A 17,457-nucleotide genomic window follows, 5' to 3' on the forward strand; every position below is an offset into this window, starting at 1 on the left:
AAAGGCGACGCTGCTAGATGCCAGGTCGCCTTTATTTTTTAGTCGCTACTGACGCATTAGCTTATTGCTGTAATAAGCTTCCTAATTTAGAACGTGCATCTAAAAAGTCTTGCTCTTCAGTTAACACTTCTGCGATTTGCAGATACAAGCTACGTGCTTTATCTTTGTTACCTTGCTGCAAATACAACTGTGCTAAGCGCAGTTTTGCACGGCTGATACGGCTTTGTTGGCTGCCTTGGTAATAAGCGAGATAGCTTTCAAGTGCCTCAATACCTTGTTGCTGATACTGATTGGTAAATACCGCCAGTCGGCCAATTTGAAAGCGACTGCTATATTGTTGTATCGGATCAGTTAAAAAGGGTAAGGCTTTTAAATAGGCTTCTTGCGCCGCTAAATAGGCATTTTGCTGGGCTAGTAAGGTTGCTTTGCGTAGTAACAAATCGGGTTGATTAATACTGATCTGCAGTTGCTGTTCCAGCATAGCTAAGGCTTCATTTAAACGTGACTCATTAACCGCAATCATCACCTTGGCCAACACCCCTTGTACCGCATTTAATTGCTGTAAACGGTTCGCTTGCTCAGCCGCTAATGATTTACTGCCGCCGACATTTGCTGGTGCGGTTTGGTAAAAAGTGATTAACGCTTGTTGTGCCGGGTAGTAATGCGCATCGAGTTCAACCGCTTGTTGAAATAAAGTCAGGGCGTCAGTTGCGCGTTTTCTGGCTTGAAATAATGAACCGGCATTGGCTAAGGCTACTTTGTTTAGCGCCGCTTGGGTCAAAATGGCCACATCATTTGGGTATGCAATAACTAATTGATTAAGCAGGGTGTTGGCTTCTTCACGTTGCTGCTGCTGGATCAGCGCTTTTGCTTTTAACAACTGTAAGGCGGCATTAGGTTCAACTTGCTGCAGTTGTTGCAATAATTGCGGATAGCGTGCTTGCTCAAACAGTTGTTGTAACTCAGTGGGTACAGTGCTGGTGGTAGGCAAACTTAACAGCAGGGAGAGCAAAACAGATTTCATGAATTAGCGGATCACCTAGAGAAACTAATGGGCTAATTTTGCGCGAAATTACAAAAAATAGCTATCCTATTTCGGAATTTCTATTTCAATGTTACTGGCAGGAACGCTACAACAAGGCAGGAATTCGCCACGACGGACATAGGCTAAAGGTTCTTGTAAATAACGAACTTGGCCACTTATCAGTGTACAACGACAGGCACCGCAAAATCCTTCACGGCACTGAAAATTAAGGGTGTGTTGCTGTTTTTCTAGAAAATCGAGCAAATTGCGCTGGCCGCTATCGTACTGTAGCGGCGCTTGCGCATTAACGATCACTTCAGCCATTATGCTTAGAGATCAAAGTCGCCAAATGAGCCACTATCAACTTCATTATCAATTTGGCCAACCAAATAAGAGCTGATTTCTGACTCTTGTGGTGCAACTTGTACGTTATCAGACACTAACCAAGTATTGATCCACGGGATCGGATTTTGCGTGGTGCTAAAGCGCGCTTTTAAGCCAACCGCTTGCATCCGGCTGTTGGTAATAAACTCCACATACTGACATAAGATGTCTTTGTTTAAGCCGATCATCGAGCCATCTTTAAACAGGTAGGCTGCCCAATCTTTTTCTTGCTCGGCAGCGCGCATAAAAATAGCGTAAGCTTCTTCTTCGCACTCTTTGGCGATCTCTGCCATTTCGGGGTCATCGTCGCCGCTGGCCATAATATTCAGCATATGCTGTGTTCCGGTTAAATGCAGTGCTTCATCACGAGCAATTAAGCGGATAATTTTGGCGTTGCCTTCCATCAGCTCGCGTTCTGCAAAAGCAAAACTACATGCAAAGCTAACGTAAAAACGAATGGCTTCTAGTACGTTAACCGACATTAAACACAGATACAGCCGTTTTTTCAGTTCACGCAGGGTGATACTGACCGTTTCACCATTGAGCACATGGGTACCAGCGCCATGGCGTTGATACAGGTTAATACCATCAATCAATTCATCGTAGTAACGTGAGACATCTTCAGCACGCTCTAAGATTTTCTGGTTCAACATAATATCGTCGAACACTTTGTGCGGCTCAGACGAGATATTCCGCACGATATGCGTATAGCTGCGACTGTGGATGGTTTCACTAAATGCCCAGGTTTCAATCCAGGTTTCAAGCTCAGGGATCGACACTATCGGTAATAGCGCAATATTGGGTGAGCGACCTTGTACCGAATCGAGTAGCGTTTGGTACTTTAAGTTGCTTAAAAAGATATGTTTTTCATGTTCAGGTAACTGCTGAAAATCGATACGATCCTTGCTGACATCGATTTCTTCAGGACGCCAGAAGAAGCTCAGTTGTTTTTCAATCAGCTTTTCAAAAATGGGATACTTTTGCTGGTCATACCGTGAAACATTGACAGAATTACCAAAGAACATCGGTTCTTTCATTTGGTCGTTCATGGTGCGGTTAAAAGTCGTATACGCCATGTTAGTTACTAATCCTGAGAAACAAAGTGATAAACATCATTGGGTTAAACAGCACCCTAAACGATTGTATTTATGGTGCTAGCCAAGCAGGCTAGCACCACACTGACTAAATTTTACAAGCACCGCCGGCACAACCATCATCTTCTTCTGCTGCGGCCGCTTTAATATCATCTTGCAAGTCTGCTGCACCATCACGAGTATTGTGGTAGTACATGGTTTTAACCCCAAGTTTGTAGGCGTTAAGCAGATCTTTCAGTAAGACTTTCATCGGTACTTTACCGCCAACAAACTTAGCGGGATCATAGTTGGTGTTCGCCGAAATGGTTTGGTCGATAAACTTCTGCATGATCGCGACTAAGGCTAAGTAACCATCGTTAGTCGGAATATCCCAAAGCAATTCGTACTGATCTTTTAAGCGTTCATATTCTGGAACAACTTGTTTTAAAATACCGTCTTTGCTGGCTTTCACACTGATATGGCCACGTGGCGGCTCGATACCATTGGTGGCGTTAGAGATCTGCGAAGAGGTCTCTGACGGCATTAAGGCCGATAAAGTAGAGTTACGTAAACCATATTGTTGAATATCTTTACGCAGCGTTTCCCAATCTAGATGTAAGGGTTCTTGGCAAACTTTATCTAAATCTTTTTTATAGGTATCAATTGGTAAAATACCTTGCGCATAAGTGGTCTCGTTAAACTTCGGACAAGGACCACGCTCTTGCGCTAGTTTCATTGACGCTTTTAATAAGTAAAATTGAATCGCTTCAAAGGTGCGGTGCGTTAAACCGTTAGCAGAACCGTCAGAGTATTTCACACCATTTTTTGCCAGATAATAGGCATAGTTGATCACACCTACACCCAGAGTACGACGGGCAATCGATGCCGAGTAAGCCGCTGGGATAGGGTAGTCTTGATAATCTAACAAACTATCTAATGAACGTACGGCTAAGTCAGCCAACTCTTCTAGTTCAGATAAATCAGTAATGGCCCCTAGGTTAAACGCAGATAAGGTGCACAGGGCAATTTCACCATTAGGATCGTTCACATGCTCAAGTGGCTTAGTAGGTAAGGCAATTTCTAAACAGAGATTACTTTGACGCACAGGCGCAAGCTTAGGATTAAACGGGCTATGAGTATTACAGTGATCGACGTTCTGTAAGTAGATACGCCCGGTACTGGCACGCTCTTGCATGAACAAGGTGAACAGTTCAATGGCTTTAATCCGTTTTTTGCGAATTTTGCTGTCGGCTTCGTATTTCACATATAAAGCATCAAACTGCTCTTGATCTTCAAAGAAAGCGTCATACAAGCCTGGCACATCAGATGGGCTAAACAGGGTGATGTAGTCGTCTTTGATTAAACGGGTATACATTAAGCGGTTGAACTGCACACCGTAATCTAAATGACGCACGCGGTTTTCTTCAACACCACGGTTGTTTTTCAGAACAAGCAATGATTCTACTTCTAAATGCCAAAGTGGGTAGAATAAAGTTGCCGCGCCACCACGCACTCCCCCTTGTGAACAGCTTTTAACCGCGGTTTGAAAATGCTTATAAAAAGGGATACAGCCAGTATGAAAGGCTTCACCATTTCGAATAGCACTGCCTAAGGCGCGAATGCGTCCGGCGTTGATACCGATACCCGCGCGCTGACTCACGTATTTGACGATAGCGCTTGAAGTCGCATTAATCGAGTCTAAGCTATCGCCACATTCAATTAACACGCATGAGCTAAATTGACGGGTTGGGGTACGCACACCAGACATGATGGGTGTGGGCAAGGAAATTTTAAATAATGAGGTGGCGTCATAGAAACGGCGAATAAAATCCAGGCGTTGGCTCTTCGGATAATTCGCAAACAAGCAGGCCGCGACTAAAATATATAAAAACTGCGCGCTTTCATAAATTTCACCGGTAACCCGGTTTTGCACCAGATATTTACCTTCTAATTGTTTCACCGCAGCATAACTGAAGTTCAAATCACGACCGTGATCAATAAAGCTATTCAGTTGATCTAATTCTGCTTCGCTGTAATCGGCCAGGATATGCGCATCATAACGTTTAGCTTCCACCATCTTAACCACATGCTTATAAAGGTGTGGTGGCTCAAATTGACCGTAAGCTTTTTTACGCAGATGAAACACGGCTAAACGCGCCGCCATATATTGATAATCAGGGGTGTCTTTCGAAATTAAGTCAGCTGCTGCTTTAATAATGGTTTCATGAATGTCTGAAGATTTAATGCCATCATAAAACTGGATATGCGATTTCAATTCTACCTGTGATACCGACACGTTAGCTAAACCTTCGGCTGCCCAAGTGATCACTCGGTGGATTTTATCTAAATCGAGGGGTTCACGGCGGCCATCGCGCTTGGTCACAAAAAGAGTTTGAGTCATTGCTGAAGTATTCCGTTTCTTTTTAATCATAAAGGGATGCGTGTGCAAAACACGGCGATAAAATAAACCCGTGTTGCTGCTGTATTACACAACATATGGGTGTATTTCTAAATTCGATCACAAGATAGAGTGGATTAATGATTTTTGCAAGAGAGGAAATGCGGCAAAATTTCGGAATGTTTAATCTAGTAAGTAGCTGCTAACCTGACAGTCAGTGTGCCGGGTATCACGCATTTTAGGCAAGTGTTTTATGCTAAAAATGCGTAAAAAAATCATTTGTTCTAATAAGCAGCGTTTTAAGTTTATCTGGTTATTAAGCCGCCTGGTTTAGGCGGCTAGCTGTCTTATGCGGGTTTGCGTGCTACCACAAAATAATTAACGTCTAACCCTGGGCCAATTTTAAAGCTGTTATAAACCGGATTAAAGTGTAAACCGGTCGCATCCACGACCTCTAGGCCGGCTGCTTCGATAAAGCGCATTAGTGTAGAGGGGCGAATAAATTTATCAAACTGGTGCGTCCCTTTAGGCACGATGCGCAGTATATGCTCTGCACCTAAAATAGCCATTAAATAGGCTTTTGGCGTTTTATTAATTGTCGAAAAAATTAAAGTGGCGCCAGGCGCAGCTAAATCGGCACAGGCTTGAACCACTGAAGCGGGCTCAGGCACATGCTCTAACATTTCCATACAAGTGACTAAATCAAACTTAGCGGGGTGCATTGCGGCAAACGCTTCGGCCGTGCTTTGTTGATAATCAATCGTCAGAGCGCTGTCTAAAGCATGCAAACGCGCCACATTTAAACTTTCGCTGGCCATATCAATTGCGGTGACGTTAGCACCGGCCCGTGCCATGCTTTCCGCTAAAATACCGCCGCCACAGCCCACATCAAGTGTTGTCGTTTCAAAAATGCCACCGACTTGATCGCAAATAAAGCCTAAACGCGTCGGGTTTAACAGATGTAAAGGCTTAAATTCACCTTCTGGATCCCACCAGCGGGCAGCGATATCATTGAATTTCGCGATCTCTGCGGGATCGACATTAGTATGCGTTGTCATAATGCTAACCTTGTTGTTTTTTGTCATTATAAGGCCTTGATCTGTTATGGCAAAGACAGCAATCTTTACACAAGGCATAAACAGGCATGGCAAGGCGCTGATTCTGTGGTAGAATCCCGCGTTGTCTCGCGCTGTAGAAGATCAAAAAAAGCGAGTTATCTATTTGATTTAAGGGAAAATAACGTTTTATGACAGATCTGGCCAAAGAAATAGTCCCGATTAATATCGAAGAAGAATTAAAAAATTCTTACCTCGATTACGCGATGAGCGTCATTGTAGGCCGCGCCTTACCCGATGTGCGGGACGGTTTGAAGCCAGTACACCGTCGTGTGTTATTCGCAATGAAGGAATTGGGCAACGATTGGAACAAAGCCTACAAGAAATCGGCGCGTGTTGTCGGCGATGTTATCGGTAAATATCACCCACACGGTGATAGTGCGGTATACGACACGATCGTCCGGATGGCTCAGCCATTCTCGTTACGTTATATGTTAGTAGATGGTCAGGGTAACTTTGGTTCCATCGACGGCGATTCTGCAGCGGCGATGCGTTACACCGAAGTTCGCATGGCGCGTATTGCACACGAATTGCTGGCTGACCTTGATAAAGAAACCGTAGACTTCGTGCCAAACTATGACGGCACCGAAATGATCCCTGCGGTTATGCCAACCAAAGTGCCTAATCTATTGATCAACGGCTCTTCGGGTATTGCTGTGGGTATGGCAACCAATATCCCGCCACACAACTTAACCGAAGTGATCGATGGCTGTTTAGCGTTAATTGCGAACCCAGATATCGAATTGCATGAATTAATGCAATATATCCCCGGTCCCGATTTCCCAACGTCTGCGATCATCAATGGCCGTAAAGGTATTGAAGAAGCTTACCGTACGGGTCGTGGTAAGGTGTATATCCGTGCGAAAACCTTTATCGAAACCGATGAAAAAACCGGTCGTGAAGCGATTATCGTGCACGAAATTCCTTACCAAGTGAACAAAGCCCGCTTAATTGAAAAAATTGCGGAATTAGTTAAAGAAAAACGTATAGAAGGCATATCGGCTTTACGTGACGAATCAGACAAAGACGGTATGCGTATCGTTATTGAATTGAAACGTGGCGAATCAAGCGACGTCATGTTAAACCAGCTGTATGCCAACACCCAAATGCAAACCGTGTTTGGTATCAATATGGTAGCCTTGGCCAACAATCAGCCGAAGTTACTGGGGCTGATCCCGATGCTGGAATACTTTATTCTGCATCGCCGCGAAGTGGTTACCCGTCGTACTGTTTATGACTTACGTAAAGCGCGTGATCGTGCCCATATCTTAGAAGGTTTAGCCATTGCGCTGGCCAACATCGATGAAATTATTGAACTGATTAAAACCTCTGCCAGCCCAGCCGAAGCGAAAGCCGGTTTAGTTGAGCGCGGTTGGAAACTCGGTGGCGTAACGGCGATGTTAGAGCGCGCCGGTGAAGATGCCGCACGCCCAGAGTGGTTAGAAGCACATTTTGGTATTCGTGATGGTTTTTACTTCTTAACTGAACAGCAAGCTCAAGCCATTCTAGATTTACGCTTACAAAAGCTGACCGGCCTAGAACATGAAAAGATCTTAGCTGAATATAAAGATCTGTTAGAACTGATTGCCGAGTTATTACATATTTTGGCAAGCCCTGAACGTTTAATGGAAGTGATTTGCGAAGAATTAGAAGCCATTAAAGCGCAGTATGGCGATGCTCGACGCACTGAGATCCAGGATAATATGCTGGATATCAATATCGAAGATTTGATCACCGAAGAAGATGTTGTGGTGACCTTATCGCACCTTGGCTATGCCAAGTACCAACCGTTAAGCGATTATGAAGCGCAGCGTCGTGGTGGTCGTGGTAAAGCGGCAACAACGGTTAAAGACGAAGATTTTGTTGATAAGCTGTTGGTCGCCAGTACTCATGATACGATTTTATGTTTCTCGAATCGTGGCCGGATGTATTGGATGAAAGTCTATCAATTACCGCTGGCCAGCCGTACCGCGCGTGGTAAACCGATTATCAACTTATTACCGCTGGAAGAAGGCGAGCGTATTAACGCCATTCTGCCGGTACGTGAGTACGAAGAAGGCAAATATGTCTTTATGGCCACGGCCAACGGTACCGTGAAGAAAACGGCCTTAACGGATTATTCGCGTCCACGTGCCAACGGTATTATTGCGGTTAACCTAAACGAAGGCGATCACCTGATTGATGTCGCGATCACTGACGGTAGCAACGAAATCATGTTGTTCTCTGATGACGGTAAAGTGGTACGCTTTACTGAAGATCAAGTACGCGGCATGGGCCGAACGGCTACCGGTGTGCGCGGTATTCGTTTACGTGAAGGGGGCAGTGTTGTTTCACTGATTATCCCGAACGGCGATAACCCCATCTTAACGGTTACCGAGAACGGCTACGGTAAGCGAACGGCATTAAGCGAATACCCAGCGAAGAGCCGCGCCACACAAGGTGTGGTATCGATTAAAGTGTCTGAGCGTAATGGCTTGGTGGTGGGTGCTGTGCAAGTGTCAGAAAGCGATGAAATCATGATGATTTCAAACAAAGGCACCTTGGTACGTACTCGTGTGAAAGAAGTTTCTGAAGTCGGCCGTAACACTCAAGGTGTTATCTTGATCCGTACTCAAGAAGGTGAAAAAGTGGTTGGCGTGGAACGCATTGATGAGATCCAAGAGGATGAAATCTTAGCGGTAACCGAAGAAGGCGCAAGCCGTACGCCAGAAGTACAAGACAGCCAATTAGCACAAGATGCCAGTGGCGAAGAAGAGTAACCCCTAAAAACGAGCGCTTTGGCGCTCGTTTTGTTTTTAGAATAAAAAATAACCAAGGCCAGTTTGAAATTAACCAACAAAGAAGCGAGATATGACAATGACCACCTATAATTTTTGTGCTGGCCCAGCCATGTTACCTACAGCGGTGATGCAACAGGCACAGCAGGAATTTATTAACTGGCAAGGACAGGGTTGTTCGGTGATGGAATTGAGCCATCGCAGTAAAGTATTTATGCAACTGGCCGCACAAGCTGAGCAAGATCTCAGAGATCTGTTAGCCATTCCCGACAATTACAAAGTCTTATTTATGCACGGTGGCGGCCGTGGTCAGTTTTCAGCAGTGCCACTGAATTTATTGCACAGCGGCAAAACGGCTGAATATATCGTGTCAGGTGCTTGGTCACTAGCCGCAGTAGAAGAAGCGAAAAAGTTTGGCTCGGTTCGTGAGCACGATATTCGGCAAAAAACCGCTGCACAATTACGCAGTATGGTCGCCAGTAGTGACTGGCAGATCCACGAAGATGCGGCTTACGTTCATTGCTGCCCCAATGAAACGGTGGATGGTTTAGAATTTACCGATTTACCGCAAACCCAGGTGCCGATTGTTGCAGATATGTCGTCGACCATTTTATCACGGCCCATTGATATTGCGCGCTATGGCGTTATTTATGCCGGCGCTCAGAAAAATATCGGCCCATCAGGTTTAACCTTAGTGATTGTGCGTGAAGATTTGTTACCAGCAAAAGATGCCGCCATTCCAGCGATCTTGGATTATCGCCTCGCTGCTGAAAATGACAGCATGTTTAACACACCACCCACCTACGCCTGGTATTTAGCGGGTTTAGTGTTCAAATGGTTAAAACAACAAGGTGGTTTAGCGGCCATGGCTCAACGTAATCAACGTAAAGCCGAAACACTGTATCGCTACATCGATGAAAGTGATTTTTACCGCAATGATGTTGATCCGGCCTATCGCTCTTGGATGAATGTACCGTTTTTCCTCGGTGATGAACAATTAAACGACAGCTTTGTAAAGCAAGCTGAGCAACAAGGTTTATTGGCCTTAAAAGGCCATCGTATGGTGGGTGGGATGCGCGCCAGTTTATACAACGCTATGCCACAAGAAGGTGTTGAGGCTTTAGTGAATTTTATGAAAGATTTTGCAAAGGTAAACGGATGAAGACGCTAACCTTAAACCCCATTGCTCATATCGCCGGTGAAGTGCATTTACCCGGTTCAAAAAGTATTTCTAACCGAGTGCTGCTGTTAGCAGCCTTAGCGAAAGGTACAACCGAAATCAGTAACTTACTCGACAGTGATGATGTTCGGCACATGCTTAGCGCGTTAACTGCTCTGGGTATCTCGTATCAATTATCTGCTTGTCGCACCCGTTGTACCGTAGTAGGCAATGGTGGCGTTTTTAACCAAGCTGAGCCTTTGTCTCTATTTTTAGGTAACGCTGGCACCGCAATGCGTCCGCTCACGGCGGTACTGGCTGCTTGCCAAGTAGATGTTACCTTAACCGGCGAGCCAAGAATGTACGAGCGGCCCATTGGCCACTTAGTGGATGCACTGGCGCAGTGGCAAGCGGATATCGACTATTTGGGCGAGGTTAATTATCCACCACTGCGTATTCGTGGTAAGCCGTTGCAAGGGGGGCATTGCCTGATCGATGGCAGTGTCTCAAGTCAGTTTTTAACGGCAGTACTGATGGTCGCGCCTTTATTAGCCGGTGACAGTGTTATTGAGATCCAAGGTGAATTAGTCTCTAAACCCTACATTGATATTACCTTAGCGTTAATGTCTCGCTTTGGCATTGAAGTAGAAAACCAAGATTATAAGCGCTTTTTGGTTACGGGTAACCAGTGTTATCAGTCACCAGGCCAGTGGTTAGTTGAAGGTGATGCTTCATCGGCATCTTACTTTTTGGCCGCAGCGGCTATCAAAGGAGGCACCGTTAAGGTCACCGGAATTGGCAAACATGCTGTGCAAGGTGATATTCACTTTGCCGATGCGTTGGCCGAGATGGGCGCGATAGTCGATTGGGGTGATGATTATATATCAGTTACGCGTAACGAGTTACGTGGCATTGACCGTGATTACAACGCTATTCCCGATGCAGCAATGACGATTGCCACCACCGCCTTGTTTGCCAAAGGCCCAACCGTAATCCGTAATGTTTATAATTGGCGGGTTAAAGAAACCGATCGCTTAACCGCGATGGCCACAGAATTGCGAAAAGTAGGCGCTGAGGTGGAAGAAGGCGAAGACTATTTAAAAATTATACCGCCAGCACAACTGCAACATGCCAGTATTGCGACCTATAATGATCACCGTGTGGCAATGTGTTTTTCGTTAGTTGCGCTTAGTGATACGGCCGTCACAATAGAAGACCCGGATTGCACTGCAAAAACCTTTCCGAGTTACTTTACGGAATTCACGAAGCTAAGCCACTAATACCCTTCATCTAACCTAAAAACGCGTAACCAAAATGGTTGCGCGTTTTTGCTTTATAAATTGCAGTTAAACCAGCAATCGTCACAAAAAGCTGTATAATAAGCCGCGTTTTGAAACACCGAATAGACGTTTTAACTTAGGGGGTAGGATGCCACAATTAGCACCAGTCGTAACCATCGACGGACCAGGCGGTTCAGGTAAAGGAACCATTAGCCGTTTATTGGCGCAACACCTGGGATGGCAATTACTCGACAGCGGCGCTATATACCGCGTCTTAGCGTTAGCTGCTATGCACCATCAAATTGATCCAAGCGACGAGGCGGCACTGCAACCTTTAGCCGCGCATCTCGATGTGCAATTTAGTGGCGATGAACACGGTAACACGCGCGTGACGTTAGAAGGCGAAAATGTTAGCCAAACCATTCGAACTCAAGACGTTGCTGACATGGCTTCAAAAATTGCCTCACTGCCTACTGTGCGTGAAGCCTTGTTACGCCGGCAACGGGCTTTTGCTGAAGAGCCGGGCTTAGTGGCGGATGGTCGCGACATGGGAACCGTCGTTTTTCCACAAGCAGAAGTTAAAATATTTTTAACTGCAGACGCCGAAGAACGGGCGCAGCGTCGTTATTTAGAGTTGAAAGAAAAGGGCTTTGATGTTAACATCGGCGACCTTTTGAACGAAATCCAAGCTCGGGATGAGCGCGATATGAATCGTGCTACAGCGCCTTTAAAACCGGCAGCTGATGCCTACATGCTGGATTCGACCAATAAACCCATTGAACAGGTGCTGCAAGAGGTACTGCAGTTTGTTAACATTAAGTTGTCGTTAACAAGCGTTTGAACCAGGCCAAGGGCGCATTTTGGACAGCCAGTAATACGGATGTTATTGGTAAACTTAGCAACCCCACAACGCAAGATGCGACGTGGTGAACTTAACTGAAAAAGTGAATATGACTGAAAATTTTGCACTAATGTTTGAGGAAAGCCTCAAAACTATCGAAACTCGTCCTGGTGCCATCGTTAAAGGTACTGTTGTAGCGGTTCTGAAAGACGTTGTTATGGTTGACGCCGGTCTTAAATCAGAAGCAGCTATTCCGGTTGAACAGTTCAAATCTTTGAGCGGTGAGATCGAGGTGAGTGTAGGTGACATCATCGACGTAGCATTAGACGCTATTGAAGATGGTTTCGGTGAAACCTTATTATCACGTGAAAAAGCTAAGCGCCATGAGGCCTGGGTTCGCCTGGAAAAAGCTTGCGATGATAAAGAAACGGTTATCGGTGTTATCACTGGTAAAGTTAAAGGTGGCTTCACAGTTGAAGTTGATGGTATCCGTGCGTTCCTGCCTGGTTCATTAGTTGACGTACGTCCAGTACGCGACACGCTGCACTTAGAAAACAAAGAGCTGGAATTCAAAGTTATCAAGCTTGATCAGAAGCGTAACAACGTCGTGGTTTCACGTCGTGCCGTTATCGAATCTGAAAGCAGCCAAGAACGTGATCAGCTGTTAGAGAATTTAGAAGAAGGCATGGAAGTTAAAGGTATCGTTAAGAACCTGACTGACTACGGTGCATTCGTTGACTTAGGTGGCGTAGACGGCTTACTGCATATCACTGATATGGCATGGAAGCGCGTTAAGCACCCAAGCGAAATCGTTAACGTTGGCGACGAAATTCCAGTAAAAGTACTGAAATTCGACCGCGAAAAGCAACGCGTTTCTTTAGGCCTGAAGCAAATGGGCGAAGATCCGTGGGCAGCTATCGCTTCACGTTACCCAGAAGGTGCTCGCATCACGGGTCGTGTAACTAACCTGACTGATTACGGCTGTTTCGTAGAAATCGAAGAAGGCGTAGAAGGCTTAGTACACGTTTCAGAAATGGATTGGACCAACAAAAACATCCACCCATCTAAAGTGGTTAACTTAGGTGACTCAGTGGAAGTGATGGTTCTAGAAATTGACGAAGAACGTCGTCGTATTTCTTTAGGCTTGAAACAGTGTAAAGCTAACCCATGGGAAGAGTTCGCTAAGGGCTTCAACAAGGGTGATCGTGTAAGCGGTAAGATCAAGTCAATTACTGACTTCGGTATCTTCATCGGCTTAGACGGCGGTATCGATGGTCTGGTTCACTTATCAGACATCAGCTGGAACGCCACTGGCGAAGAAGCGGTTCGTGAATTCAAGAAAGGCGACGAAGTACACGCCGTTGTGTTACAAGTTGACCCAGAGCGCGAGCGTATTTCTTTAGGTATCAAACAACTGGATGAAGATCCGTTCAATGGTTACCTTGCTGATAACAAAAAAGGTGCTATCGTTAAAGGTGAAGTCACTGCCGTTGACGCGAAAGGCGCGACTGTTATGTTAGAAGGCGCTGTTGAAGGTTATGTTCGTGTATCTGATATTTCACGTGACCGTGTTGAAGATGCATCAACTGTATTGAAAGTTGGCGAAGAAATTGAAGCGCGTTTGATGGGTGTGGATCGTAAGAACCGCGTAATTAGCCTGTCTATCAAAGCGAAATTCGAAGCTGAAGAAAAAGAAGCTATGGACACTGTAAACAGCAAGCAACAACAAGAAGCTGATTTCGGTGGTAACGCTATGGCTGAAGCATTTAAAGCTGCCCAAAAGCAGGATTAATTGCTGATAAAGCAGGGGGCACTCGCCCCTTGCTTATTCTACTCGTAGGTTTGCCGGAGGGGCTATGACCAAGTCTGAATTGATTGAAAAGTTAGCTACTGATTTTCCCCATATTCAAGTCAAAGATGTAGAAGCGTCTGTGAAAGAAATTTTGGAACAGATGGCACAATCTTTAGCATCAAGTGAGCGTATTGAAATACGTGGCTTTGGTAGTTTCTCTTTGCATTATCGTGCCGCTCGTTTAGGCCGTAATCCAAAAACAGGCGACAAAGTAGAACTTGATGGCAAATACGTTCCTCATTTCAAACCCGGTAAAGAGTTACGTGACCGCGTAAAAGACAACACGTAAGCGCTTTTTATTGATTAAGCGGAGCTGAGTGTTGCGCAAAATACTATTTATTTTATTTATTGTAGCCGTAGTACTTTTTGGTTTTCTACTAGGCTCAACTAATCAGCAAACTGCCGAACTGAATTTGTTGGTTGTTAAGCTAACATTGCGGGTAATTGATATCGCAGTGATCTTTCTAGTTTTAGGCCTAATCATCGGACTGCTGTTAAGTCTGTTATTTGCGCTGCAACGAAAAACAAAACGTTGGCTAAATAAATCAACTGATAACACCTAATTCTTATGCCTGAGCTGCTATTTCTTTTGCTTCCCGTCGCCGTTGCTTACGGTTGGTTTATGGGACAAAATAGCCTCAAACACAAAGAGCTTAAGGGTAGGGCAAATATTACCCGAAACCTGTCTTCGGGTTTAAATTTCCTCCTCACTGATCAAGAAGATAAAGCGATCGAGCAGTTACTTGAACTGCTTGATATTGAAGCGGCAACCATCGACACCTACCTTGCATTAGCTAATTTATTCCGTCGCAAAGGTGATTGGGATAAAGCCATTCGTATTCACGAAAAACTGCACCAATTAAAACTGCCTAAAGTACAAGCGCAACACATTCAATTTGAGTTGGCTAAAGATTATTACTCTGCGGGTTTGTATGATCGGGCAGAGCATTTATTACTGCAGTTAGTTAACAGCGAAGCATTACGCGAAGCCTCGCTAAAGCAACTATTCAGTATTTTTATGGCGACGCATGAGTTAAGCAAAGCAGTTGCATTAACCACTGAAGTGGCCAATACCCAATCTAAGTCGTTACGCATTGCGCTGGCTAATTTGCATACGGAAAGTTTAAAAGGGGCTGCGCTGGATCTGACTATCTTAGCGGAATTGGCCGAGCGTTATCCTCAGGCTATTCGTCCACGTTTTGAATTGGCAAAGTTAGCCTTAGCTCAACATGATGCGGCTACGGCTAAAGGGGCTTTGCTGAGCATTTTGAAACAAAAGCCACAATGGAGTGCGGATATTTTACCGCAATTAAGCCAATGCCATTTAGATGAAGATGAGTGGTATCAGTTGCTTACCTTGCTTGCAGATAAGCATCACAATACCAGCGCGCGTTTATTACTGTGCGATTGGTTAACTGAACATGGCTCTATTACTGCTGCAGAGCATTATGTGCTTGATAAATTACGGCAACAGCCGAACATTCGTTTGTTTCAAAAATTGCTACAAATTCGGCAGCAGCAATCGGCTCAGGCGGCAGAGGTACTCAGCTCAGTAGAAGAGCTGGTGAATGCTTATCTTGCCAGTAAGATCCTCTATAGCTGTCGCAGCTGTGGCTTTAAAACTCGTCAACCGTATTGGTTATGTCCTTCATGTCAGCAATGGGAAACTGTAGAGCCTATTGCCGGCGTAGATGGCCGTTAATTTTTTCAAAGGATAATTCATGTCGTGCAAGTCTCCTGTCATTGTTGCTTTAGATTATGAAAAGCAAGCCGATGCTCTGGCGCTGGTCAGCCAACTTGATCCGTCATTATGTCGTTTAAAAGTCGGCAAAGAGATGTTTACTCATTTTGGGCCGCAATTTGTCAAAGCCTTACAACAACGTCACTTTGACGTTTTTCTTGATTTGAAATTTCATGATATTCCAAACACCGTAGCCAAAGCGGTGAGTGCAGCCGCGGATCTTGGCGTCTGGATGGTTAATGTGCATGCCAGTGGTGGCAGTCGTATGATGAAAGCAGCGCAAGAAGCATTGCAACGCTTTGGAGACAACAGACCCAAATTAATTGCGGTTACGGTGTTAACCAGCATGGAACAACAAGATTTAACTGAACTGGGCATTACTTTAACGCCGGCTGAGCAAGTGATGAAATTGGCCGGTTTAGCCGCACAGTCGGGGTTAGATGGAGTAGTGTGCTCGGCACAAGAAGCCAGTATGTTAAAACAACAATTTGGTAGTGCATTTCAGTTAGTGACACCCGGTATTCGTTTAGCCGATGCCGCAGCTGATGATCAACGCCGAGTCATGACACCGTCTGCAGCCAAAGCGGTTGGTGTGGATTTCATGGTGATTGGTCGACCCATCACCAAAGCGACAGAGCCGTTAGCTGCATTACAGGCTATCATTGCAGAACTGGCGTAAGTACAGTCTGATTTCTTCGATATTTGGTGAGCTCTGTGAAAATGCAGCTGCAATTTCACAGAGCTAAAACACTGCCTCTCGCGTAAAACATCCTAAGCACTCAACGTAATATGTGTATCTTAGCCATTAAGAAATGGGCAAAAAGTGTCGAGTAGGGTGTGGCTAACGTTTAAAGCGAGAGGAGTTAACTATGTTTTTGGCGGTGAAACATTGTCAGCTTTGTCAGCGACAGACATTACTGACCTTTCATCATCTTATTCCACGTAAGATGCATCGGCGTAGCCGTTTTAACAAAAAGTACAGCAAAGCAGAATTGCAGCAAGGTGTTTATTTGTGCCGATTGTGTCACAAAGCCATTCATAAACAATATGATGAAATCACTTTAGCGCAGCGTTTTAATACCTTAGATTTATTACTTGCAGACGACGCTATACAGCGTCATTTACAGTGGGCAGCAAAACAAAAATAAGCCTTTAATATCAATACCCTTACAATTAATTTTCAGTAAGCGTTAACAGTAACAGATTGATTTTATAATTTTTAATTTATTGGTTAAATTGCAGATCATATAGCTCAATTCGAAATGGTCCAGGGTTCTTATCTGCGAGCATTAAAGAGACTTGCTGCACATCTTTAAAGTGAAGTTCTGGCATATTGGTTAAAGCTCGGCCGCGATAACGCCCTTGAAAATCAGCAAGATTAAAAGCATAACGCTGTACATCAGCCGTTGTTTTAAACTCTGCGACATAGGCCACACCGCGAGGAATAAAAGGTGTTTTTAAACGTAGCTGATAAGTTCTGCCATCGGCAACCGTGGCTAATACCACTTGCTGAAAACGTTGCTTGGGTAAGGCTTGCGCCAAATTAAATTCTATCGAGGCAAAGCCGCCATTGTTTTCTAAAGATAAATCACCGACAAATAACACACCGTTATTTTCGGACATTAAGCGCGCATTTCCTTTAGAGCGGCCACCCATAACCGTATCATGGATCAACATGGCTTGATTGAAGTGTTGTGGATTATAAAATTGTAATGTTACTGGCTCTGACATAGCAGCACTCGCAGATTTACTGTTTAAAGTTGTTTGCGCAAAAGCCTGACTAAAGACGAAAGCACATATCGCTAAAGAATAT

Annotated in this window: 14 protein-coding genes and 1 pseudogene; 9 read left to right on the forward strand and 6 right to left on the reverse strand. The window is 44.8% G+C overall.

Annotated elements, in window-relative coordinates; all coding sequences use genetic code 11:
- Nucleotides 1-61 precede the first annotated feature (61 nt).
- From LMJ53_RS08345 to ubiG, 5 genes are all read right to left on the reverse strand, one after another.
- The gene (locus tag LMJ53_RS08345) at nt 62-1,024 is read right to left on the reverse strand and encodes a tetratricopeptide repeat protein (protein ID WP_229585636.1); all 963 of its coding nucleotides are present in this window, start codon (nt 1,022-1,024) and stop codon (nt 62-64) included.
- Nucleotides 1,025-1,090: 66 nt separating this feature from the next.
- Nucleotides 1,091-1,348 (reverse strand): class I ribonucleotide reductase maintenance protein YfaE, encoded by a 258-nt coding sequence (gene yfaE, locus LMJ53_RS08350; RefSeq protein WP_229585637.1) that lies wholly within the window; start codon nt 1,346-1,348, stop codon nt 1,091-1,093.
- Between the two features lie 5 nt (nt 1,349-1,353).
- Nucleotides 1,354-2,484, reverse strand: coding sequence for a class Ia ribonucleoside-diphosphate reductase subunit beta (gene nrdB / locus LMJ53_RS08355; RefSeq protein WP_229585638.1), 1,131 nt, complete (start codon nt 2,482-2,484; stop codon nt 1,354-1,356).
- Nucleotides 2,485-2,590: 106 nt separating this feature from the next.
- The gene (gene nrdA, locus LMJ53_RS08360) at nt 2,591-4,882 is read right to left on the reverse strand and encodes a class 1a ribonucleoside-diphosphate reductase subunit alpha (protein WP_226751600.1); all 2,292 of its coding nucleotides are present in this window, start codon (nt 4,880-4,882) and stop codon (nt 2,591-2,593) included.
- Between the two features lie 344 nt (nt 4,883-5,226).
- Nucleotides 5,227-5,937, reverse strand: a complete 711-nt coding sequence (ubiG, locus tag LMJ53_RS08365; protein ID WP_229585639.1) for a bifunctional 2-polyprenyl-6-hydroxyphenol methylase/3-demethylubiquinol 3-O-methyltransferase UbiG — start codon at nt 5,935-5,937, stop codon at nt 5,227-5,229.
- Between the two features lie 188 nt (nt 5,938-6,125).
- On the opposite strand from ubiG, the gene gyrA reads away from it, so the two are divergent.
- The 9 genes and pseudogenes from gyrA to LMJ53_RS08410 all read left to right on the forward strand — a co-directional run bounded on the left by gyrA (nt 6,126) and on the right by LMJ53_RS08410 (nt 16,792).
- A complete protein-coding gene (gene gyrA, locus LMJ53_RS08370) occupies nt 6,126-8,753 on the forward strand; it encodes a DNA gyrase subunit A (RefSeq protein WP_229585640.1) in 2,628 nt (875 codons plus the stop codon).
- A gap of 97 nt (nt 8,754-8,850) precedes the next feature.
- Nucleotides 8,851-9,933, forward strand: a complete 1,083-nt coding sequence (gene serC, locus LMJ53_RS08375) for a 3-phosphoserine/phosphohydroxythreonine transaminase (RefSeq protein WP_229585802.1) — start codon at nt 8,851-8,853, stop codon at nt 9,931-9,933.
- Entirely contained in the window at nt 9,930-11,210 is a 1,281-nt protein-coding gene (gene aroA, locus LMJ53_RS08380; protein WP_229585641.1) for a 3-phosphoshikimate 1-carboxyvinyltransferase, read from the forward strand. Before serC ends, aroA begins: the two co-directional genes overlap by 4 nt.
- A 148-nt stretch (nt 11,211-11,358) precedes the next feature.
- Nucleotides 11,359-12,051 (forward strand): (d)CMP kinase, encoded by a 693-nt coding sequence (gene cmk / locus LMJ53_RS08385; protein WP_229585642.1) that lies wholly within the window; start codon nt 11,359-11,361, stop codon nt 12,049-12,051.
- A 109-nt stretch (nt 12,052-12,160) separates the two neighbouring features.
- Nucleotides 12,161-13,843 (forward strand): 30S ribosomal protein S1, encoded by a 1,683-nt coding sequence (rpsA, locus tag LMJ53_RS08390; protein WP_226751685.1) that lies wholly within the window; start codon nt 12,161-12,163, stop codon nt 13,841-13,843.
- Between the two features lie 55 nt (nt 13,844-13,898).
- Nucleotides 13,899-14,192 (forward strand): annotated as a pseudogene (gene ihfB, locus LMJ53_RS08395) (integration host factor subunit beta); the annotation flags it as partial.
- A gap of 333 nt (nt 14,193-14,525) precedes the next feature.
- A complete protein-coding gene (locus LMJ53_RS08400; protein WP_226751594.1) occupies nt 14,526-15,605 on the forward strand; it encodes an N-acetylglucosaminyl transferase in 1,080 nt (359 codons plus the stop codon).
- 19 nt (nt 15,606-15,624) lie between these two features.
- Entirely contained in the window at nt 15,625-16,323 is a 699-nt protein-coding gene (gene pyrF / locus LMJ53_RS08405) for an orotidine-5'-phosphate decarboxylase (protein ID WP_229585643.1), read from the forward strand.
- Nucleotides 16,324-16,513: 190 nt separating this feature from the next.
- Nucleotides 16,514-16,792 carry an HNH endonuclease gene (locus tag LMJ53_RS08410; RefSeq protein ID WP_229585644.1) on the forward strand — a complete coding sequence of 93 codons (279 nt, stop codon included), beginning with the start codon at nt 16,514-16,516 and terminating at the stop codon, nt 16,790-16,792.
- 76 nt (nt 16,793-16,868) lie between these two features.
- Here the strand turns inward: LMJ53_RS08410 and LMJ53_RS08415 are convergent, their stop codons facing one another.
- Complete coding sequence (locus LMJ53_RS08415; protein ID WP_229585645.1) at nt 16,869-17,375, reverse strand: CIA30 family protein; 507 nt, start codon at nt 17,373-17,375, stop codon at nt 16,869-16,871.
- Nucleotides 17,376-17,457: the final 82 nt, after the last annotated feature.

This window comes from Rheinheimera sp. UJ51 (assembly GCF_020819615.1).
Taxonomy (GTDB): Bacteria; Pseudomonadota; Gammaproteobacteria; order Enterobacterales; family Alteromonadaceae; genus Alishewanella; species Alishewanella maricola.

Coding starts and splice junctions, on each gene's coding strand:
- LMJ53_RS08345 (WP_229585636.1), bottom strand. CDS start 1,024: ATGAAATCTGTTTTGCTCTCCCTGCTGTTAAGTTTGCCTACCACCAGC.
- yfaE (WP_229585637.1), bottom strand. CDS start 1,348: ATGGCTGAAGTGATCGTTAATGCGCAAGCGCCGCTACAGTACGATAGC.
- nrdB (WP_229585638.1), bottom strand. CDS start 2,484: ATGGCGTATACGACTTTTAACCGCACCATGAACGACCAAATGAAAGAA.
- nrdA (WP_226751600.1), bottom strand. CDS start 4,882: ATGACTCAAACTCTTTTTGTGACCAAGCGCGATGGCCGCCGTGAACCC.
- ubiG (WP_229585639.1), bottom strand. CDS start 5,937: ATGACAACGCATACTAATGTCGATCCCGCAGAGATCGCGAAATTCAAT.
- gyrA (WP_229585640.1), top strand. CDS start 6,126: ATGACAGATCTGGCCAAAGAAATAGTCCCGATTAATATCGAAGAAGAA.
- serC (WP_229585802.1), top strand. CDS start 8,851: ATGACCACCTATAATTTTTGTGCTGGCCCAGCCATGTTACCTACAGCG.
- aroA (WP_229585641.1), top strand. CDS start 9,930: ATGAAGACGCTAACCTTAAACCCCATTGCTCATATCGCCGGTGAAGTG.
- cmk (WP_229585642.1), top strand. CDS start 11,359: ATGCCACAATTAGCACCAGTCGTAACCATCGACGGACCAGGCGGTTCA.
- rpsA (WP_226751685.1), top strand. CDS start 12,161: ATGACTGAAAATTTTGCACTAATGTTTGAGGAAAGCCTCAAAACTATC.
- LMJ53_RS08400 (WP_226751594.1), top strand. CDS start 14,526: ATGGGACAAAATAGCCTCAAACACAAAGAGCTTAAGGGTAGGGCAAAT.
- pyrF (WP_229585643.1), top strand. CDS start 15,625: ATGTCGTGCAAGTCTCCTGTCATTGTTGCTTTAGATTATGAAAAGCAA.
- LMJ53_RS08410 (WP_229585644.1), top strand. CDS start 16,514: ATGTTTTTGGCGGTGAAACATTGTCAGCTTTGTCAGCGACAGACATTA.
- LMJ53_RS08415 (WP_229585645.1), bottom strand. CDS start 17,375: ATGTCAGAGCCAGTAACATTACAATTTTATAATCCACAACACTTCAAT.